21 protein-coding genes and 2 tRNA genes are annotated in these 19,681 nt (G+C 76.7%); 14 read left to right on the forward strand and 9 right to left on the reverse strand.

Annotated elements, in window-relative coordinates; genetic code table 11:
- The first annotated feature begins 47 nt into the window (after positions 1-47).
- Positions 48-1,592, forward strand: a complete 1,545-nt coding sequence (locus tag WAA21_RS13550; RefSeq protein ID WP_336923351.1) for a molybdopterin-dependent oxidoreductase — start codon at positions 48-50, stop codon at positions 1,590-1,592.
- 215 nt (positions 1,593-1,807) lie between these two features.
- Entirely contained in the window at positions 1,808-2,707 is a 900-nt protein-coding gene (locus tag WAA21_RS13555) for an endonuclease domain-containing protein (RefSeq protein WP_336923352.1), read from the forward strand.
- A gap of 178 nt (positions 2,708-2,885) precedes the next feature.
- Here WAA21_RS13555 and WAA21_RS13560 read toward each other — a convergent pair whose 3' ends face one another.
- The 3 genes from WAA21_RS13560 to WAA21_RS13570 all read right to left on the reverse strand — a co-directional run bounded on the left by WAA21_RS13560 (position 2,886) and on the right by WAA21_RS13570 (position 4,293).
- Positions 2,886-3,515 carry a hypothetical protein gene (locus tag WAA21_RS13560; protein WP_336923353.1) on the reverse strand — a complete coding sequence of 210 codons (630 nt, stop codon included), beginning with the start codon at positions 3,513-3,515 and terminating at the stop codon, positions 2,886-2,888.
- Between the two features lie 5 nt (positions 3,516-3,520).
- Positions 3,521-4,150, reverse strand: coding sequence for a hypothetical protein (locus tag WAA21_RS13565; RefSeq protein ID WP_336923354.1), 630 nt, complete (start codon positions 4,148-4,150; stop codon positions 3,521-3,523).
- 57 nt (positions 4,151-4,207) lie between these two features.
- Positions 4,208-4,293, reverse strand: a tRNA-Leu gene (locus tag WAA21_RS13570).
- A gap of 53 nt (positions 4,294-4,346) precedes the next feature.
- Between WAA21_RS13570 and WAA21_RS13575 the strand changes: the two genes are divergently transcribed.
- Entirely contained in the window at positions 4,347-4,856 is a 510-nt protein-coding gene (locus tag WAA21_RS13575; protein ID WP_336923355.1) for a Fur family transcriptional regulator, read from the forward strand.
- Between the two features lie 44 nt (positions 4,857-4,900).
- Here WAA21_RS13575 and bcp read toward each other — a convergent pair whose 3' ends face one another.
- A complete protein-coding gene (gene bcp, locus WAA21_RS13580; protein ID WP_336923356.1) occupies positions 4,901-5,404 on the reverse strand; it encodes a thioredoxin-dependent thiol peroxidase in 504 nt (167 codons plus the stop codon).
- Positions 5,405-5,496: 92 nt separating this feature from the next.
- Here bcp and WAA21_RS13585 point away from each other — a divergent pair, with 92 nt between their 5' ends.
- From WAA21_RS13585 to WAA21_RS13620, 8 genes are read left to right on the forward strand one after another with little or no spacing between them, the layout of a single operon-like run.
- Positions 5,497-6,567 (forward strand): energy-coupling factor ABC transporter permease, encoded by a 1,071-nt coding sequence (locus tag WAA21_RS13585; RefSeq protein WP_336923357.1) that lies wholly within the window; start codon positions 5,497-5,499, stop codon positions 6,565-6,567.
- A gap of 7 nt (positions 6,568-6,574) precedes the next feature.
- Positions 6,575-7,438 (forward strand): cobalt ECF transporter T component CbiQ, encoded by an 864-nt coding sequence (cbiQ, locus tag WAA21_RS13590; protein ID WP_336923358.1) that lies wholly within the window; start codon positions 6,575-6,577, stop codon positions 7,436-7,438.
- 5 nt (positions 7,439-7,443) lie between these two features.
- The gene (locus WAA21_RS13595) at positions 7,444-8,271 is read left to right on the forward strand and encodes an energy-coupling factor ABC transporter ATP-binding protein (RefSeq protein ID WP_336923359.1); all 828 of its coding nucleotides are present in this window, start codon (positions 7,444-7,446) and stop codon (positions 8,269-8,271) included.
- 21 nt (positions 8,272-8,292) lie between these two features.
- Positions 8,293-8,613, forward strand: coding sequence for a DUF3618 domain-containing protein (locus tag WAA21_RS13600; RefSeq protein ID WP_336923360.1), 321 nt, complete (start codon positions 8,293-8,295; stop codon positions 8,611-8,613).
- Positions 8,614-8,646: 33 nt separating this feature from the next.
- The gene (locus WAA21_RS13605; protein WP_336923361.1) at positions 8,647-9,141 is read left to right on the forward strand and encodes a DUF427 domain-containing protein; all 495 of its coding nucleotides are present in this window, start codon (positions 8,647-8,649) and stop codon (positions 9,139-9,141) included.
- 41 nt (positions 9,142-9,182) lie between these two features.
- Positions 9,183-9,476 (forward strand): GroES family chaperonin, encoded by a 294-nt coding sequence (locus tag WAA21_RS13610; RefSeq protein WP_442893294.1) that lies wholly within the window; start codon positions 9,183-9,185, stop codon positions 9,474-9,476.
- On the forward strand, positions 9,473-10,867 hold the full coding sequence (locus tag WAA21_RS13615) for a cytochrome P450 (RefSeq protein ID WP_336923362.1): 1,395 nt from the start codon (positions 9,473-9,475) through the stop codon (positions 10,865-10,867). The genes WAA21_RS13610 and WAA21_RS13615 overlap by 4 nt, the downstream gene beginning before the upstream one ends.
- Before the next feature lie 51 nt (positions 10,868-10,918).
- The gene (locus WAA21_RS13620) at positions 10,919-11,902 is read left to right on the forward strand and encodes a DUF3152 domain-containing protein (protein ID WP_336923363.1); all 984 of its coding nucleotides are present in this window, start codon (positions 10,919-10,921) and stop codon (positions 11,900-11,902) included.
- Here WAA21_RS13620 and WAA21_RS13625 read toward each other — a convergent pair.
- From WAA21_RS13625 to WAA21_RS13640, 4 genes are all read right to left on the reverse strand, one after another.
- Entirely contained in the window at positions 11,859-13,115 is a 1,257-nt protein-coding gene (locus WAA21_RS13625; protein WP_336923364.1) for an AI-2E family transporter, read from the reverse strand. The genes WAA21_RS13620 and WAA21_RS13625 overlap by 44 nt on opposite strands.
- Positions 13,115-13,822, reverse strand: a complete 708-nt coding sequence (locus WAA21_RS13630; protein WP_336923365.1) for a DUF308 domain-containing protein — start codon at positions 13,820-13,822, stop codon at positions 13,115-13,117. Before WAA21_RS13630 ends, WAA21_RS13625 begins: the two co-directional genes overlap by 1 nt.
- Before the next feature lie 56 nt (positions 13,823-13,878).
- Positions 13,879-13,951, reverse strand: a tRNA-Lys gene (locus WAA21_RS13635).
- A 60-nt stretch (positions 13,952-14,011) separates the two neighbouring features.
- Positions 14,012-14,254, reverse strand: a complete 243-nt coding sequence (locus WAA21_RS13640; protein WP_336923366.1) for a hypothetical protein — start codon at positions 14,252-14,254, stop codon at positions 14,012-14,014.
- Between the two features lie 248 nt (positions 14,255-14,502).
- On the opposite strand from WAA21_RS13640, the gene WAA21_RS13645 reads away from it, so the two are divergent.
- Both WAA21_RS13645 and WAA21_RS13650 read left to right on the forward strand, forming a co-directional pair.
- Positions 14,503-17,247 (forward strand): cation-translocating P-type ATPase, encoded by a 2,745-nt coding sequence (locus tag WAA21_RS13645; protein ID WP_336923367.1) that lies wholly within the window; start codon positions 14,503-14,505, stop codon positions 17,245-17,247.
- A 4-nt stretch (positions 17,248-17,251) separates the two neighbouring features.
- Positions 17,252-18,157 carry a DMT family transporter gene (locus WAA21_RS13650; protein WP_336923368.1) on the forward strand — a complete coding sequence of 302 codons (906 nt, stop codon included), beginning with the start codon at positions 17,252-17,254 and terminating at the stop codon, positions 18,155-18,157.
- A gap of 18 nt (positions 18,158-18,175) precedes the next feature.
- On the opposite strand, the gene wrbA is transcribed toward WAA21_RS13650, so the two are convergent.
- Positions 18,176-18,778, reverse strand: a complete 603-nt coding sequence (gene wrbA, locus WAA21_RS13655; RefSeq protein WP_336923369.1) for an NAD(P)H:quinone oxidoreductase — start codon at positions 18,776-18,778, stop codon at positions 18,176-18,178.
- A 117-nt stretch (positions 18,779-18,895) separates the two neighbouring features.
- Here wrbA and WAA21_RS13660 point away from each other — a divergent pair, with 117 nt between their 5' ends.
- Entirely contained in the window at positions 18,896-19,675 is a 780-nt protein-coding gene (locus WAA21_RS13660) for an alpha/beta fold hydrolase (protein ID WP_336923370.1), read from the forward strand.
- Positions 19,676-19,681: the final 6 nt, after the last annotated feature.

Consider the following 19,681-nt stretch of genomic DNA (forward strand, 5'->3'; position numbering starts at 1 on the left):
CCCGCGCGCGTGCGGCGCCGGGCGCCACGGCGTCGCATGCTGGGGACGTGACGACCGTCGAGACCGCCCCCGCCCGCGAGAGCACCGCCCGACCCGGCGCCTGGTGGGACGCCGCCGCGGGCGTGGTGTCGCTCGGCGCCGGTCTCGCGGCCGCGGAGGCCGTCGGGCTGGTCACGGGGCGGGGGTCGACGCCGGTCGTGGCGGTCTCCGACGGGGTCGTCGACCTCACCCCGCCGTGGGCGAAGGACGCCGTCATCTCGCTGTTCGGCACGGGCGACAAGCTGTTCCTCTTCACGGTCGTGGGTCTCGTGGCGCTGGCGCTCGGCGCCGCCGCCGGCGTTCTGGAGCGCCGCCGCCCGCCGCTCGGGGCCGTCCTCACCGCGGCGCTGGCGGTCGTCGTCATGGTCGCGGCCGCGACGCGGCCCGACGCCGGGCTGCTCGGGGTCGTGCCCGGGGCCGTGGCGTTCCTCGTCGGCGTCGGGGTCCTCCGACTGCTGCTGCGGCGGCTGGCCGCGTCCGGGGCGGGCCTGCGTCGGCGGACCGTCCTGCTGGGCGGGACCGGCGCGGCGGCCCTCGCCGTCGGGCTCGGCGCCCGGGCGCTCGGCCGGGTCGGGGCCTCGGGCGGTGCGGCCTCCCGCGCGGCGGTCGCGCTGCCGGCGGCGGCGGAGCAGGCGCCTCGCGTGGGCGCCGGGGCGACGTTCGACGACGTGCCCGGCCTGGAGCCGTTCCGCACGCCCAACCCCGACTTCTACCGGATCGACACCGCGCTCGTCGTGCCCCGGCTCGCGGCCGCCGACTGGCGGCTGCGCGTCGTCGGTCTCGTCGAGCAGGAGGTCGAGCTCACGTGGGACGAGCTGCTCGAGCGCCGCCTCGTCGAGAAGTGGGCGACGCTGTCGTGCGTGAGCAACCCCGTGGGCGGGGAGCTCGTCGGCAACGCGTTGTGGCTCGGCCTGCCGACCCGGGAGCTGCTCGCGGAGGCGCGTCCGCTGCCGGAGGCCGACATGGTCCTGTCGCGCAGCTCCGACGGCTTCACGGCGGGCACCCCCGTCGAGGCGATGACCGACGACCGCGGCTCGCTGCTCGCCATCGGCATGAACGGGGAGCCCCTGCCGCTGGAGCACGGGTTCCCCGCCCGGCTCGTGGTGCCCGGGCTCTACGGCTACGTCTCCGCGACCAAGTGGGTGACGGAGCTCCGGCTCACCCGCTTCGACACCGACCAGGGCTACTGGACACCGCGCGGCTGGTCGGCCATGGGCCCGGTCAAGATCTCCTCGCGCATCGACCGACCGGGCGGCGGCAGCGTCGAGGCCGGCACCGTCGTCGTCGCGGGCCTCGCGTGGGCGATGGACGTCGGCGTCGGCGCGGTCGAGGTGCAGGTCGACGACGGCGACTGGCAGGAGGCCGAGCTGTCCGACGCGGGCACGAGCAGCACGTGGCGGCAGTGGCGCTGGGAGTGGCAGGCGGAGCCCGGGCCGCACGTGGTGCGGGTGCGCGCCGTCGACGCGAACGGCCAGGTGCAGCTCGCCGAACCGGCACCGCCCGCCCCGGACGGCGCCCAGGGCTACGACGAGGTCGAGGTCACCGTCACCTGACGCCCGGCGTGCCGGTGCCCCGCTTCCTGCCCCCGCGGTGGACGGTTCCGGTGCGACACGCCGGCGTGTGGGGCGCGCACGTGTCCGTGGCGCGTGGTCGCCGGGCGGGTGTGGACGGTTGCGTCACGGCACGCCGGCGTGGCGGGTGCGTATGTGTCCGCTAGTCGTCCACAGGGGCTCCGGCACGATGCCCTCGCAGCAGCCATCGTGTCGTCGTGGGCGTCCGGGATCGCGTGTGGACCCGGGAGCGGGCGCGCCGTGAGGGGCTGAGCGTGCGCGTCCTGACCGGCGGGGTGGAGTTCGTCCGGGTGGTGCGGGGCCGCTACGTGGAGGCGTGCTGGGCCGACGACCTGCGCACGCGCTGCGCCGCGGTCTGTGACGCGGTCCCGGCCGGGGTCGTGTCCCACTGGACCGCGCTGCAGCTCGCGGGCCTGCCCGTCCCGACGGCCGAGGAGGACCGCATCCACCTGACCGTCCCGACCGCCACGCGGTGCCGCCTGGACGGGATCATCGTGCACCGCTCGGCGGCACCGGCCCTCCCGCGGCCCGGGGAGCTGCCCGTCAGCGGGCCCGGGTGGGCCTGGTGCGACGTCGCCGCCACGGTCACCGCGCCCGTGACGCCGTCGCCCAGCGCGACGTCGGCCCTCGCGGACCTCCTGGCGGCGCTCGACGCGCTGCTGCGAGCCGACCCCGGCGTCGAGGCGCCCGTGCGGGCGCTGCTCGCGTCGCGGCGCGGCCGCCGCGGGACCGCGCTGGCGCTCGAGGCGCTCCGGCTGCGGGACCCGCGGGCCGAGTCGCCGATGGAGTCCCGGCTACGGCTCCTGCTCGTGCTGGCCGGACTGGCGCCGGAGGCGGTGCAGCACCGGGTGACTGACCGGCGGGGGTGTGTCGTCGCCCGGGTCGACCTGGCGTACCCGTCGCGACGCGTGGTCGTCGAGTTCGAGGGCGACCACCACCGGGACCGGCGGCAGTGGCGGCAGGACCTCTCGCGACGTCGACGCCTGGAGACCCTCGGCTGGCGCGTCGTCGAGGTGACGGGGGCGGACCTGCTGTCGTCCCCGCGGCAGGTGGTCGGGTGGGTGCGGGAGGCCCTCGAGCGTCCCCGGGTCGCCTGAGCGACTCACGCGCGGACGCTTCCGCGACGACGCGCCGGTGCGTCCCGCGCGTTCGTGTCCGCGGGGTGCGGCCGGGGCGGGGGCGTGGACGGTTCTGCGACGACCCGCCGGTGTGTCCCGAGCGTTCGGGTCCGTGGGGCGTGGTCGCCCGGCCACCCGGGACGCGCCGCCGGCGACCTCAGCGGTAGGCGGCGACGACCACGGCCCAGCAGGCGCACGCCCACAGCACGCTCGCGAACGTGCCGATCATGAAGCGCTCCGGGGCGGCCGGGATCTTGAGCTCGCCGAAGCGGCCGAGACCCTTGACGGCCAGCACGACGGCGATGCCCTCGGGACTGCCGGCGGCGAGCGTGCCGAAGGTCGCGAGCCGCTCGAGCAGGCCGAGCGTGGCCCCGCCGCGCAGCAGGCCCGGCGCGCTGAGCGTCGCGGCCGGCGGCCGGGTGGGAGGCGGTGCGGACAGCTGCAGCGGACCCGCCGGCCGCTCGACGGCGACGCCCTCGTTGGCGCGGGCGGCGGCCGGGTCGGCGAGCCGCAGCACCCCGGTGGCCATCGGCGAGCCACCTGCGGCGGCGGCCACGAGCAGCGCCGTCACGAGCACCCCGAGCGGGACGCCCCGCACCGGCGCCACCGCGAGCGCGAGCACGGCGACGAGCGCGAGGGGCACGAGCAGCCCCGCCACGACGAGCGCGCCGAGCCAGGGCGGCCCGGTGACGATGCCGGGCCGCATCGAGAAGGGCAGCAGGACGAGGCAGCCCGCCGCGAGGACCACCGCGAGCACGAGCAGCGTGACGAGGAGCGGGTCCGGCACGGCGGTCACCGTCCCCCGCGCGAGGGCGCGTCGCGCTCGCCGGCGGCGTCGGCGCGGGCCAGCAGCCGGGCGCACACCGCCAGGGCGTCGGTGTGCTGGCGCCACAGCGCGGCCTGCAGCCGCTGGCCGACGGCCTGCCGCGTGACCCCGAGCCGCCCGGCGGCGGCGGTCTGCGTGAGACCGGCCGAGACGAGGTCCACGGCCTCGCGCGCCTCGGGCGACCAGCGCGACTGGACGGCGAGCACGAGCGCGAGCACCGCGTCCGCGTCGGACGCCAGCTCCGCGCCGGGCCCGCCACCGACGACCGCGACGGCGTGAGGGCGCCGCTTGGCCCGCTCGACCGCCTCGCGCGCGGCCGTGAAGGCCGGTCCGCGGCCCGCGCGGGTCGAGGCGGGCAGCGGCCGCTCGACGGCCCCCACGCCGACCCCCACCCACCACCGCTCGTCGCGGACGAGCGCGAGCACGGCGCGCAGCACGTCGTCGGGCGACGCGAGGACCCCCTGCACCTCGTCGCCCGCGGTCCGCTCGAAGGTGCGCACCGGCCGGGCGACCGCGGCGGCCAGCGCGGACAGGCCGGTGCCCACCCGGTCCGCCGAGGCGCGGCTGCCGCGCTGGTCGGCGGTGAGGACGAACACGCAGCGAGCGTAGGGGCACCACCGGTCACAACCCCGGACGACGGCGCGAGGGAGCGGTGGTGCGGGAGAAGGGACTCGAACCCTCACGCGCCGAGCGCACAGGAACCTAAATCCTGCGTGTCTGCCAGTTCCACCACTCCCGCGCGACCTCGCGCCGGCTCCAGCGTAGGGCCGTCGCGGACCTACGCTCGCGGACATGGCGGAGGCGGACGGCGCGGTGCCCGGGCTGTCCGGCGGGCTGTCCGGTGAGGTGGCGCGGCGGCTGCGCGCCGAGGGCAGGCACATGACCCGGCCCCGCCGGGTGGTCGCCGAGGCCCTCGCCGACCGCGGGGCGCACCTGTCGGCCGAGGACGTCGTGCAGGCGGTGGCCTCGCGCGCCCCCGACGTGCACCGTGCGAGCGTGTACCGCGCGCTGGAGTCGCTCGCCTCGGCGGGCGTCGTGCAGCACGTCCACCTCGGTCACGGCGGGACGGCCTACCACCTCGCCGACCTCGGGCCCGGGGCCGGCGACCGCCACCTCCACCTGCAGTGCCAGCGCTGCGGCAGGGTCGTCGACGCGCCCGCGACCGTCCTCACCTCGGCGGCGCGTCGCCTGCGACGCGAGCACGGCTTCCGCCTCGACGCCACGCACGTCGCGCTGTCCGGCACGTGCGAGGCGTGCGCCGAGCACGGGGACGGGCCCGACGCGGGCACCGACCGGCGCTGATACCGCACTGATACCGCGCTGGCACCGCGCTGGGACCGCGCCCGTCAGGCGTCGACGCCGAGGGCCTTCCGCAGGGAGGCGACGTGCCCGGTGGCCCGGACGTTGTACCGGGCGAGCGCCACGGTCCCGTCCTCGTCGACGACGACCGTCGAGCGGACGACGCCGGTGACCGTCCTCCCGTACAACGTCTTCTCACCCCACGCGCCCCAGCGGGTCATGACGTCGCGGTCGGTGTCGCTGAGGAGCGGGAAGGTGAGGCCGTCGCGCTCGGCGAACGCGGCGAGCCGCTCTACGGGGTCCGGTGACACCCCGAGCACGCGGTACCCGGCGCCGGTGAGAGCGGCGAGGCTGTCGCGGAAGTCGCACGCCTGCGTCGTGCACCCGGGTGTCATGGCGGCGGGGTAGAAGTACACGACGACCTTCTCCCCTCGCAGGTCGGCGAGCCGCACCCTCGTGCCGTCGTGCGCGGGCAGGTCGAGGTCGGGCGCCGCGTCACCGGCCCGCAGGCGGCGCGCGGCGGAGGGGACGGGCTCGGCAACCTGCGACACGGTTGCAGTTTGGCATTGCGTGTCCGGCACCGCGCGAGCAGGATCGGACGGACCGCCCCCTGCGGGTCCCGACCGCTGCCACAGGAGCTCCCGTGCACGTGCCCGACGGCTTCCTCGACCTCACGACCTCCGTCGCCACCGGCGTCGCCTCCGCCGCGGTCGTCGCGGTGGCGCTCCGCCGCGCGCGCGAGGAGGTGGCGGAGTCGACCGCCGCGGCGCCGATGGCCGGCCTCGTGGCGGCCTTCGTCTTCGCGGTGCAGATGCTCAACTTCCCGGTGGGCGTGGGGACCTCGGGGCACCTCATGGGAGGCGCCCTCGCGGCGGTGCTCGTGGGGCCGTGGACGGGCCTGCTCGCCGTCACGGTCGTCGTGGTGCTGCAGGCCCTGCTCTTCGCCGACGGCGGCATCACGGCCCTCGGCACGAACGTGCTGCTCATCGCCGTCGTCACCGTCGCGGTCGGCTACGCGGTCGCCCGGGGCGTCATGGCGCTCCTGCCGAAGCGGCCGGCCTCGGCCGTGCCCGCGGCGGCCGTCGGGGCCCTCGTGTCGGTCCCCGCGACCTCGCTCGTCTTCGTGCTGCTGTACGCGGTCGGCGGCGCCGCCCCGCTCGACCTCGGGCAGCTGACCGCGTTCATGCTCACGTGGCACGTCGCGATCGGCGCCGGCGAAGCCGTCATCACCGCCCTGACGGTCGGTGCGGTCGTCGCGACCCGCCCCGACCTCGTCCGGCTCGTCCGCCGCTACCGCACGAGCCTCGTCGTCACCGGGGCCGACGGCACCTCGCGCGAGGTCGTCGCCGGCGCGTCCGAGGGGCCCGTGACGGCCGGCGTCCGGCGGATCGGGCTCGGCTGGGTGGCCGGGGCGCTCGGCGTCATCGTCGTGCTCGCCGGCCTCGTCTCGAGCGTCGCGAGCGCGAACCCCGACGGCCTGGAGTACGTCGCGGAGCGGCTGGGCTTCCTCGACGCGGCGGAGGACTCGGTCGTCGCGGGCAGCCCCGTCGGCGACTACGCGGTCCTGGGCATCGACAACCCGGTGCTGGCCACCGGGCTCGCCGGGCTGCTCGGCGTCGTCGTCGTGCTCGCCGTCATGCTGCTCGTCGCCCGGCTGGCCGCCGGGCGTCGGTCCGGGCCGCGGCCCCGGACCGCCGAGTCCGAGAGGGTCTGAGGGGGGCGTGGGGGCGGGTCACGCCCACGGCTCCCGCGGCAGCGTCTCCGACGGGCTCTACGTCGAGGGCGACTCGGTCCTGCACCGGCTGCCGGCCGAGGTGAAGGTCGTCGGGCTCGTGCTCGTCGTCGTGACGGTCGTGGCCACGCCGCGCGAGCAGGCGTGGGCCTTCGCCGTCCACGCCGCCCTGCTCGCGGGCCTCGTCGTCGTCGCCGGGCTGCCGGCCCGCACGGTCGCCCGCCGGATGGTCATCGAGGTCCCCTTCGTCGTCTTCGCGCTCCTGCTGCCCCTCGTCGCGCTCGGCGAGCGCGTCGACGTGCTCGGGGTCCCGCTGTCGGTGGAGGGGCTGCTGGGCGGGTTCAACGTCCTCGCCAAGGGCACCATCGGCGTCGTCGCGGCCATCCTGCTGTCCGCCACGACCCGTCCCCGCGACCTCCTCGTGGGGCTGCAGCGCCTGCGCGTGCCCGCCCTGCTCGTCACGATCGTCGCCTTCATGGTCCGCTACCTCGACGTCGTGGTCGACGACATGCGCCGCATGGCCGTCGCGAGGGCCTCGCGCGGGTTCGAGGCCCGTCACCTCGGCCACGTGCCGGTGGTCGCCCGCGGTGCGGGCGCCCTGTTCGTCCGTGCCTTCGAGCGTGGCGAGCGCGTGCACCTGGCGATGGTGTCGCGCGGCTTCACCGGCACGATGCCCGCCCTGTCCGCGCCGCGGGCGCGGCCGCGCCAGTGGCTTCTGGTGGCGGGTGCGTGGGCCGTGGTGGCGGGGGTGACGGCGGCCGCGCTCCTCGCGGGTCCGGCGACCTCGGTGGAGACGTGGCTCGTCGACGCGCAGGGGGGCCCGGGCCCGGTGGCGGGGCAGGTGGCAGGGTGAGGGGCGTGACCACGACGGGCGCCGCGCCGGGGGCGAGGCGGGGTGACGGCGACGCCGGCGCGCCGGTGGCGCTGGAGCTCGACGGCGTCGCCTTCGCCTACCCCGACGGGCACCAGGCGCTGTTCGGCGTCGACCTCGTCGTGCGCGCCGGCGAGCGGGTCGCGGTGCTCGGGCCCAACGGGGCCGGCAAGACCACGCTGCTGCTGCACCTCAACGGCGTCCTCGGCGCCGCGGCCGGCTCCAACGCCGTCGGGTCGGTGCGCGTGGGCGGCGTGACGGTCGCCAAGGACACCCTGCGCGAGGTGCGGCGCCGGGTCGGCCTCGTGTTCCAGGACCCCGACGACCAGCTGTTCATGCCGACCGTGCGCGACGACGTCGCGTTCGGGCCCACGAACCTCGGGCTGCGCGGCGCCGAGCTCGACGAGCGGGTGCGGCGGGCGCTGGAGGCCGTCGGCATGGCCGGGTTCGCCGACCGGCCACCGCACCACCTGTCGTTCGGGCAGCGCCGGCGCGTGGCGGTGGCCACCGTGCTCGCCATGGACTGCGAGGTGCTCGTGCTCGACGAGCCGTCGAGCAACCTCGACCCCGCGAGCCGTCGCGAGCTGCTCGACGTCCTCGCCGCGCTGCCCGTGACGGTCCTCGTCGTCACCCACGACCTGCCGTTCGCCCTGGAGCTGTGCGAGCGCAGCGTCGTGCTCGACGGCGGCCGGGTCGTCCACGAGGCGCCGACCGCCGAGCTGCTCGCCGACCCGGCGACGCTGCACCGGCACCGGCTGGAGCTGCCCGTCGGCTTCGACCCGTCCCGGGTGACCGTGCGGGGGCGCCCGGGCTGAGGCCTCACTACCGTGGGGGCCATGAGCCACGCCGACGGCACCCCCCGCCCCGCGTCCGGGACGGCGGACCCCGCTCCCGTGCCGCAGACCCCCGAGGCGATCTCGGCCGCCATCGAGGCCCGCCGCGAGCACCTCGCGGGCACCCTCGACGAGCTCGTCGAGCGCGTCCGGCCCGCCAACCTCGCCGCCGAGGCGAAGGACAAGGCGGTCGCCAAGGGCCGCGCGGCCGTGACGGACGACGAGGGCAACCTGCTCAAGGAGCGCGTCGCCGCCGTCGCGGCGGCCGTCGTCGCCCTCGTGGCGCTCGTGGTCGTGCGCCAGGTGCGCCGACGCCGGCGCTGACCGGTGGCTCGTGTGCGCCTGCCGCGTGGGGTCGTGCCCGAGGAGCCCGGCCCCGGCCAGGAGTCGGTGTGGGACTACCCCCGCCCGCCGGACGTGGTGGCGGACCGCCGTCCGGTCGTCGTGCGCTTCGGGCCGGCGGGGGAGGAGGTGTGCCGCACCACGCGCGCCCTGCGGGTGCGTGAGACGTCGCACCCGCCGACGTTCTACCTCCCGCTGGCGGACTTCCGGCCGGGCGCCCTCCGCCCGGCGCAGGGCCGGTCGCTGTGCGAGTGGAAGGGCCAGGCCTCCTACCTCGACGTCGTGGCCTCCGACGGTCGCGTCGCCGCGGGTGCCGCGTGGACCTACCGCGAGCCGTACCCCGCCTACGAGGAGCTACGCGACCACGTCGCGCTCTACGCCGCCGCCGTCGACGAGGTGACGGTGGCCGGGGAGCGCGTGCGGCCGCAGCCCGGCTCGTTCTACGGCGGCTGGGTGACCGACGACGTGGTCGGACCCTTCAAGGGCGCACCTGGCAGCATGGGCTGGTGAGTCCGACGACCGCGGGCGCAGACGCCCGCATGCCCGTGCGCATGCTCCACGACCGGCTGCTCGTGCGGGCGGAGTCCGACGGCGAGCGCCGCTCGGGCGCCGGCATCGTGATCCCGGCGACGGCCACGATGGGGCGGCGGCTGGGCTGGGCGGAGGTCGTCGCCGTCGGGCAGCACGTCCGGCAGGTGGAGGTGGGGGACCGGGTCCTGTTCGACCCCGAGGACAAGGCCGAGGTCGAGCTGCACGCGGCCACCTACGTCGTGCTGCGCGAACGGGACCTGCACGCGGTCGCCGCGCCCCGCGTGCCCGACGGGGGCACGGGCCTGTACCTGTGAGCGCGGGCGCCGCGTCCGCCGACGCCCCCCGGCGCAACGCCCGCTTCACCGACGTCGAGGCCGACGGCCCGCTCCCGTGGCACATGGTCGCGGCGGTGCCGGGCATCATGCGGGACGCCCTGCCGTTCCTCGAGCGGACGGCCGCGCGCTACGGCGACGTCGTGCCGTTCCCCGTGCTGGGACGCCCGGCCGTGCTGGTCAACGGCGTGGCCGGGGTGCGCCGCGTGCTGCAGGACAACCACCGCGCCTACGGCAAGGCGACGGTGCAGTACACGTCGCTGTCGCTGGTGACCGGCGCGGGCCTGCTCACGACCGACGGCGAGGTGTGGCGGCAGCACCGCCGCGCGGTCCAGCCGGCCTTCCACCGCGACACCCTCGACCACGTCGCCGCGGAGTCGCTGCGCGCGGCCGGGCTCGTGGCCCGGGAGTGGGACGCGGCGCCCGGCGGCGTCGTCGACGTCGACGACGTGCTCATGCGGGCGACGCTCGCGGTGGTGGGCCGCACCCTGTTCGGGGCCGACCTCGTCGACGGCGGCGCCGCCGACGGACGCCGGCTGGTGGCCGCGGTCCACGAGTCGCTCGCGGTGGTGGTCCGCCGCGCCCAGCAGCCGTGGACGGCGCCGCCCGGCGTCCCGACCCCGGGCTCGCGCCGCCTCGCGCGGGCCCGGCGCACCCTCGACGAGGCGTGCGCGGCCCTCGTGCGCGTCCGGCGCGGGGAGGTCGCGGCCGGCGGGGGGTACGGCGCGGACGTCCTCGGCCTGCTGCTGGCGGCCGGCCTCACCGACCGCGAGGTGCGCGACGAGCTCGTCACGCTCGTCATCGCCGGGCACGAGACGGTCGCGGCGAGCCTCACGTGGACGCTGCGGCTGCTCGCCGAGCACCCCGCGGCGCTCGACCTCGTCCACGCCGAGCTCGACGAGGTGCTCCCCGGGCGCAGCCCCGGCTGGGACGACGTGCCGGCCCTGCGGGTGACGCGGGCGGTCGTCGACGAGGGGCTCCGGCTGTACCCGCCCGCGTGGGTCGTCTCGCGCCGGGCGCTGGAGCCCGACGTCCTCGACGGCGTCGCCGTGCCCGCCGGGACGCTCGTCATCACGTCCCCGTGGGTGCACCACCGCCGCCCGGACGTGTGGCGGGACCCGCACCGCTTCGACCCCGCTCGCTGGCTCGACCGCGACGCCGGTGCCCGGCGGGAGGCCTACATCCCGTTCGGCGCCGGGCCGCGGCTGTGCATCGGGCGCGACTTCGCCCTCGTGGAGTCCGTCGTCGTGCTCGCCGAGCTGCTGCGCGACCGCACCGTGGCGCCGGCCGGCCCGCGCCCGGGCGTCATCGCGTCGGTGACGCTGCGCCCCCGCGGGGGCATGCACCTCGCGTCGCGGCCCCGCCGCCGCTGACGGCGCGCGCGTCAGCCGCGTCCGCGCCCCTCGTGCCCCTATCGTCGGGTGGTGGCCACCACCGAGCGGGTACGCCGGCGGGGCGGGGCGCCGGACGGCGAGGCCCGCGACCCGCGGGCGTCGCGCCGGGAGCGCTCGGCCGCGCTCGGGGCCGCGGCGGTCGTGCTCGTGCTGTGGGGCGTGTGGCTCGCCGTGCCCGGCGGCGCCGACCGCGAGCCGGTGGGTGCCCCTGTCGCCGGCCCGGCGACGGCCGGTCCAACGCCGCAGGCGGTCCCGGACGCTCAGCCGGGGGAGGGCGCCGCGCTCCCCGACCGGGTGCCGGGGCGCCCGGCCGGCGCCGCCGTGGCACCCGGCCCCGCCGTCGAGGACGCAGCCGCTGAGGGTCCGGCCGGCGAGGACCCGGCCGCCGAGGGTCGGGCCGCCGAGGGTCGGGCCGGCGAGGACCCGGCCGGCGAGGACCCGGCCGGCGAGGACCCGGCCGCCGCGCCGCCCGAGCCGGCGTCGCCGGTCGAGGTGCCGCAGGCCGGCGACGGCACGTTCGCCGTGGCGCCCGGCGGGAGCGACGTCGTGGGCGACGGTGAGCTCGTCACGTACACCGTCGAGGTGGAGGGCGGCGTCCCGGTCGACGCGGCCGCGGCCGCGGCCGTCGTCGACGCCGTGCTGGCGGACCCCAGGTCGTGGACCGCGGACGGTCGCTGGGCGCTGCAGCGCGTCGCCGCCGACGGTGACGCCCGCGTCGTCGTGACGAGCCCCGACACGACCGACCGGCTGTGCGCGCCGCTGCGCACCCGCGGACAGGTGTCGTGCCGCAACGGCGACGACGTCGTGCTCAACGCCGTGCGCTGGACCCGCGGCGCGACGACGTGGGGCGAGGACGTCGAGGGCTACCGCGAGTACCTCGTCAACCACGAGGTCGGCCACCTGCTGGGCCACGGGCACGTGCCGTGCCCCGCCACCGGCGAGGCCGCGCCCGTCATGCTGCAGCAGACGATCAGGCTCGACGGCTGCGAGCCGAACGCCTGGCCCTTCCCCTGACCCCGGCGGCCCCCGGTGCCGGCGGCAGCGACCCGGGCCGGTCCTCGCCGGACCCGGCCGCGGCCCTCGCCTCGGCCACGGTGGCCGCGACCTCCTCGTCGGTCGGGGCGCGGTCGGCCAGCAGCCACGTCACCCAGCGGTGGCGGGGGTCGGCGGGCGACAGCAGGACCGCGCGGGTCAGCAGCGTCGCCGGGATCGCGAGCAGGGCGCCGAGCGGCCCGAGGACGAAGCCCCACACGACGAGCGACAGGAACGCCAGCGTGATGCTGATGCCGACCGCGTCGCCGACGAACTTCGGCTTGACGAAGTTGTCGATGACGTTGTTGACGACGAGGAACCCGACGACGACCCACAGCGCCTCGACGGGACCGCCGTCCAGCAGGGCGATGACCGCGGGCGGGACGATGCCGACGATGAGCCCGACGGTCGGCACGAAGCTCGCGAGGAAGACGAGCAGCCCCCACAGCAGCGGCAGCGGCACCCCGAGGACGACGAGCAGGACGACGTCGAGGGCCGCGACGACGGCACCGAAGACGGCCGTGACGACGAGGTACTGCCGCGTGCCGTACGTGAACGAGTGCAGCGCCTCGGCCGCCCGCGGGCGCAGGGCCGCGACCGCGCGCATCCGGTCGTCGGCGCCGCCGGCGTCGATGAGGAGGAAGAACAGCAGCAGGAGGACGAAGAACAGGTTGCTCACGACCGAGAAGCCGGTCAGCGCGACGTCGAGGGCGAGGTCGAAGATCCGGTTGAGGTCGAAGCCGCCGACGAAGGCGTCGATCTGCTCCTGGTCGACGCCGACCTCTCGCAGGAGGTTCTCGGCGTCCTGCACGAGCTGGTTGAGCTCGGCCTGGTAGCGCCCGGCCTGGTCGGCGAAGCGGAGCACCGACAGCGTGAGCGCGCCCGCGAAGGCGGTGAGGAAGGCGTAGGTCACGACGAGCGTGACGACGAGGGCGAGCCACCCGGGCACCCGGGCTCGCAGCCACGCCTGCACGGGGTGCACGGCGATGGCGATGACCAGGGCGAGCAGGACCGGCGCGACGACGGACTGCGCGGTCCGCAGCCCGCCGAGCACGACGAGCGCCGCGGCCAGTCCGAGGAGGGTGACGACGGGCGGCGGCAGCAGCGGCCCGGGTGGCAGCGACGCGGCGGCGGGGGTCGGGTCCGTGTCGCGCCGGCCTCCGCCGAGGAGCCGGCCGAGCGGGCCGCCGGCCATCAGATGACCTCACCGGGGATGACGCGGGGTCCGTCGTCCGGACCGTCGTCCGGGCCGCCCCCTCGCAGCCGGTCGCGTCCGGCGCCGTCGGTGCGCATGCGCGCGACGAGGGCGTCGGCGCGGCGCACCAGGGCGCGCACGAGCCCGGCCGCGGCCAGCTGCAGCAGCCCGAGACCCACCAGGACGACCCCGACGAGCACCGCGAGCACCGCGAGCCCGACGTCGGGCACGAGGAGGAAGAACAGCCCGACGAGCACGTGCACGACGCCGAGCCCGCCCGTCGCGGCGCGCCCGACCCCGCGGGGGCCCGTCCCGGCCGTCACGAGGTCGGCCACCCCGGTGACGAGGAACGCGGCGCCGACGACGATCCCGACGACCGTGACGGCGCTCCACGCGCCGGCGACGCCCGCGAGACCGGCCACGCACAGCCCCGCGCCGAGGGCGCCCTGCACGGCCCGGCGCGCCGGCGGCCAGCCGCGCACCCCGACCGCCAGCGCGATGCGGGACAGGCCGATCCCGAGCAGCAGCAGGCTGAGCACGACCCCGAGGACCGTCAGCGACGTGCCGGGGGACAGGACGCTCACCAGCCCGAGCACGACGCACAGGGCCCCGGACGCCGCCAGCCACACCCACGTGAGCACGCCCTGCCGGCGCGCGCGGGCCACGGGGTCCGCCGGCTGCGCTCCGGACCGGTCCGAGGTCGCCATGACGGCACCGTATCGGTGCGGACGCCCGGCGTGGCCGCTCTGCGAGGCGGCGGAAGTGCACCGCCGGGGACTTGAACCCCGAACCCGCTGATTAAGAGTCAGCTGCTCTGCCAGTTGAGCTAGCGGTGCGGGGCAACGGTAGCAGCGGCGGGCGGCGCAGCAGAAATCGCGCGGGCGTGCGGACGCGCGTCAGGACGGCTCGGGACGGTCCCACCACTCCTCTCCGGGCAGCCCCTCCTCGACGAGGACCTCGGCCGATGTCGGGGCGTCGACGAGGTCGACGAGCAGCGTGAGCGGCACGTGCTCGGCGAGCAGCCCCATCACGGCCTCGTCGACGGCACCGTCGACGGCGTCGTGGCCGGCGCCGTCGCCCGCCACCGGGCCGTCGGCCACCGGTCCGGTCGCCGCGGTCGTGTCCCCCGGGTACGTCATCGCTCCTCCTCCAGAACGGGACCGCGCACGCGGTCCACCCTCGAGGAGTCGTCGCGCCGGCTCCCGGCCTTGACCTGGTAGGACCCGGTTCGCCCGCTCGCCGGAGCGCCTGCCGTCGCGCGTGCGCGCGCGGTGCCCGCGGCGGGGGAACCGGGTGACGGGACGGACCCGAGGGGGTGAGCGGGGGAACGGCGGGTGCCCGTGGCGCCGACGCGCGTCGGGCGCGCACCGGCACCAGGCTGTGCGCTGTGAGCACCACGAAGGAGCAGCCGGGGTCGCGGTCGGGTGGGGCGGGCCCGGGTGGGGACCCCGGCTGGCACGCGCGGGAGGCGGACGACGTCGCGGCCGCGCTCGGGGTCGAGGTGTCGGAGGGCCTCGGCGACGACGAGGTGCGGCGCCGCCTCGACGAGCACGGCCGCAACGTCGTGCAGGAGGCCGAGCAGACGCCGTGGTGGCGGTTGCTCCTGGCGCAGTTCGCCGACCCGCTCGTCGTCATCCTGCTCGTCGCGGCCGTCGTCGCCGGCGCGGTCGGCGACCTCAAGGACCCGATCGTCATCGGGGTCGTGCTCCTGCTGAACGCGGGCATCGGCTTCTACCAGGAGAACCAGGCGCAGCACTCGATGTCGGCGCTGCAGTCGATGCTCACGTTCTCCGCCCGGGTGCGCCGCGGCGGACGGGTGAGCGACGTGGAGGGGTCCGAGCTCGTCCCCGGCGACGTCGTCGTGCTGCGGGGCGGGGACCGGGTGCCGGCCGACGGCCGCCTCGTGCGCGCGAAGGGCGTGCAGGTCGAGGAGTCCGCGCTCACCGGCGAGGCCGCCGCGGTCGACAAGACCCTCGACGTCGTCGACGCCGACGCGCCGCTCGCCGAGCGCCACAACCGCCTGTTCATGAACACGACCGTCGCGCGCGGCGAGGCGGAGATGGTCGTCACCGAGACGGGCATGGCCACCGAGGTCGGCCGGATCGCGGAGCGGCTGCGCGAGGAGGACGACGACACCACGCCGCTGCAGCGGCAGCTGCGCGGCCTCACGGTCCGCCTCGCGGTCGTGGCCGGGGTCGCGTGCGCGCTCGTCTTCGCCCTCGGCCTGCTCCAGGGCGACGCGTTCGCCGACGTCCTGCTCGACGCCGTCGCGCTCGCGGTCGCCGCGGTGCCGGAGGGCCTGCCCGCCGTCGTCACCGTCACGCTCGCGGTCGGCATGAACCAGATGGCGAAGCGCAACGCGATCGTCAAGCGGCTCGTGAGCGTGGAGACGCTCGGGTCCACGACCGTCATCTGCACCGACAAGACGGGCACCCTCACCCTCAACGAGATGACGGCCCGGGAGGTCGTGAGCCACGGCCGCACGTGGGAGGTGTCGGGGGAGGGCTACGACCCCGAGGGCCGCATCGGCGACGACGGCGAGGACTTCCCCACGCCGCGCGACGTGTTCCTGCCCGTCGTGCTGTGCAGCGACGCCGAGGTGCACGACGGCGAGCTCAAGGGCGAGCCGACCGAGGGCGCGCTGCTCGTGGTCGGCCTGAAGGCCGGGGTCGACGCCGACGAGGTGCGGGAGGCGTACCCGCGCGTCGCCACGGTCCCCTTCGACTCCGCGCGCAAGTACATGGCGACGTTCCACGTGCTGACCGGCGAGGACAGTAGCCGCGACGGGGAGGACGAGCCTGTCGTCCTCGTCAAGGGCGCCCCGGACGTCGTGCTCCCCATGTGCGCCACCTGGTGGGGCGCCGACGGCAAGGAGGACCTCGACGACGAGCGCCGCGAGCAGGTGCGCGAGGCCGTGCAGGCGCTGTCGGAGCAGGGCCGCCGGGTGCTCGCGGTCGCGAGCCGCGCGATGGACGCCCCCGCCGACGCGGACGCCGACGAGGACGCCCTCGCCGAGGAGCACGTCCACGACCTGCACCTGCAGGCCGTCGTCGGCATCGTCGACCCGGCCCGGCCCGAGGCGGCCGAGGCGATCTCGACGTGCACGCACGCGGGCATCACGGTCAAGATGATCACGGGCGACCACAAGGTGACGGCGTCCGCCATCGCCGCCGACCTCGGCATCGCGACCGAGGCGGCCGAGGGCAGGGAGCTCGACGGCGTCGAGGGCGCCGAGCTCGACGACCTCGTGCAGCGCACCGGCGTCTTCGCGCGCGTGAGCCCCGACCACAAGGTGCGGATCGTCGAGGCGCTGCGCGAGCGCGGCGAGGTCGTCGCCATGACCGGTGACGGCGTCAACGACGCCGCCGCCCTCAAGGCCGCGCACATCGGCGTGGCGATGGGCCGCAGCGGCACGGACGTCGCCAAGGAGGCGGGCGAGGTCGTCCTCACCGACGACAACTTCGCCACGATCGTCAACGCGGTCGAGCGCGGTCGGGCCATCTACGACAACATCGTCAAGTTCGTCCGGTTCCAGCTGTCGACGAACATCGGGGCGATCCTCGCCATCGTCGTCGCGCGCGCGGCCACGCTGCCGACACCCTTCTCGCCCGTCCAGATCCTCTGGGTCAACATCATCATGGACGGCCCGCCCGCCCTCGCCCTCGGCGTCGACCCGCCCGACCCGGACGTGATGGAACGGAGGCCCCGCGACCCGGACGCGCACGTCCTCGACCTCAGGCGGCTGCTCGTGCTCGCCCTCATCGGCGCGACCATGGCCGCCGGCACGCTCGCCATGTTCCTGTACGGCGAGCTCGTGATCGGCGACGAGGCGGTCGCGACGACGATGGCGTTCAGCACCTTCGTGCTGTTCCAGGTGGTCAACGCGTTCAACGCGCGCAGCGAGACCGCGACGGCGTTCCGGCGGCACAGCCTCGCGAACGGGCGGCTGCTGGTCGCGCTCGCGGCGGTGCTCGTGCTGCAGGTGCTCGTGGTCCACGTGCCCGTCGCGCAGCCGGTGTTCGACACCACGGCGCTCACGCTCACCGAGTGGCTCATGTGCGCGGGCGTCGCCACGTCGGTGCTGCTCGTCGAGGAGGTGCGCAAGGCGGTCGTCCGGGCGAGGCGGCGGTGATCCGGTGACCAGGCGCGGGGCGGTGCTCTTCGCCGCCATGTCCCTCGTGTGGGGTGTGCCGTACCTCTTCACCGCTGTCGCGGTCGCCGAGCTCGGGCCCGTCCCGCTCGTCGCCGGCCGCCTCGCGCTGGGGGCCGCGGTGCTCGTGCCGCTCGCGCTGCACCGTGGCGCGCTGCGGGCGGCGTGGCGGCACCGGTGGGTGGTCGCGGCGTACGCGGCGGTCGAGATGGCGGTGCCGTGGTGGCTGCTGTCCGACGCGCAGCAGCGGGTGCCGAGCGCCTTCGCCGGGCTCGTCATCGCGACGGTGCCGCTGTGGGGTGCGGGGCTCGCGTGGGGCCTGCACCGGGAGCGGCTCGGCCTCGTGCGCGCCGTGGGACTGCTCGTCGGGCTCGCCGGGGTCGCGCTGCTGCTCGGGGTCGACCTCGCCGGGGGCGTCGACGCGCGCGCCGTCGGCCAGCTCCTCGCCGTGGCGCTGTGCTACGCGGTCGGACCGGTCCTCGTGGCACGCCGGCTGGGCGCCGTGCCGGCCCTCGGCGTCAACGCGCTCGCGCTCGCCCTGGCCGCCGCCGTCTACGTGCCGCTCGCCCTCGTGCGCCCGCCGGAGGCGCTGCCGTCGTGGCCGGCGCTCGGCTCCGTCGCGGTCCTCGGGCTCGTGTGCACCGCGTTGGCGTTCGTGCTGTTCTTCGGCCTCATCGCCGAGGTCGGCGCGGCCCGCGCGACCGTCATCACCTACGTGAACCCGGCCGTCGCGCTCCTGCTCGGGGTGGTGCTGCTGGGGGAGCGGGTGAGCGCCGGGATGGCCGTCGGCTTCCCGCTCGTGCTGATCGGCTCGGTGCTCGCGACCCGCTCGCACCCGCCGGTGGCGGAGGCCGCGCCCGTCCCGGAGGCGCCGGGTGGCGCCACCCGGTGACGGGCGCGGCCCCGTGCGTCAGCCGGCGAGGCGTCCGGCGAAGGTCGCGAGCCGACGGCCCTGGTAGCGGGCGGCGGCGAGGACGGTCTCGGGGACCGGGTCGCCGTTCATGCCGGTGCCCCAGCTCGTGCCGTAGGGGTTGCCACCCGCGGCGAAGACGGCGTCGTCGGTGTAGCCGGGCGGCACGATGATGCCGCCGAAGTGCATGACGATGTTGTAGAGCGAGTGGATCGTGCCCTCGTTGCCGCCGTGCGTGTTCGCGGCGCTCGTGAAGGCGGTGTACGCCTTGTCGGCGAGCTCGCCGCGGCCCCACTCCCCGCCGAGGGAGTCGATGAAGGCCTTGAGCTGCGCCGCGACCGCGCCGTACCGGGTCGGCGACCCGAAGGCGATGCCGTGGCTGGACACGATGTCGTCGGCGCTCACCTCGGTGAGGCCCGGACGGACGTCGTCGACGAAGGCCTTCCACGCGGGGTTGGAGGACAGGACCTCGTAGGGCACGGTCTCCGGCGCGATGCGCAGACGCACGTCCGCGCCGGCGTCCTCCGCGCCCTGGGCGACCGCCTGGGCGATCGCGTGCTGCGTGCCGGTCGAGCTGTAGTAGACGACGGCGACCTGGGTCATGCGTGCTGCCTTCCTCCTCGGGTGCATCGGTCACCGCCAGGGGACCCCACGGTGGTTGACGGCGCAACCGGAGGGGCGGAGGGGTTGACGCCGCCCCGGGTGGGAGACGGTGGGTGCGTGAGCAGGCGCCCGGTGTGGACCGTGACGGAGGTGACGTCGGCCGCCGGGACCCGGGTCGTCGCCGGGGTGACCGGCGCGCCTGGACGCCCGTCCGTCGTGCTCGTTCACGGCCACTCGAGCTCGCACCGCTACCTCGCGCGGCTGGCCGGGGCGCTGCGCGCCGACGCGCGCGTGGCGGCGCCGGACCTGCCCGGCTTCGGTGCCACGCCGGCCGACGGCCGCGTGCTGGCGGTCCCCGACCTGGCCGACGCCCTCGCCGACTGGCTGCTCGCCACCGGGCGCGAGGGCAGCGTGCTGCTCGGCCACTCGATCGGCTGCCAGGTCGTGCTGGACCTCGCGGCCCGCAGGCCGTCGCTCGTCGGCCCGCTCGTGCTCGTGGCGCCCACGGTCGACCCCGCGAACCGCAGCTGGCCGCGGCAGGCGGCCCGCCTCGCGCTCGACCTGGTCCGCGAGGCGCGCGGCCTGCGGTCGGTGCAGGTGGTCGACGCGCTGCGGACCGGTCCGCGCCGCTTCGTCCGGACGTTCTCCTCCGCGCTGGACCACGACGTCGAGGACCTCCTGCCGCACGTCGCGGTGCCCGCCGTGGTGGTACGGGGGCAGCACGACCCCCTGGTCCCGGGGGGCTGGGCCCGTCGGGTCGTCGACGGCCTGCCCGACGCGAGGCTCGTCGAGCTCGACGGGCCGCACGCCGTCCAGTGGTCGCGCCCGGACGCCGTGGCACGGGTCGTCCGGGACGTGCTCGCCGCCCGCGCGCGGGAGGCCCCCGTCGCCGGCTGATGGGCG

Origin of the sequence: Aquipuribacter sp. SD81, from assembly GCF_037153975.1 — a bacterium.
Classification (GTDB): Bacteria; Actinomycetota; Actinomycetes; order Actinomycetales; family JBBAYJ01; genus Aquipuribacter.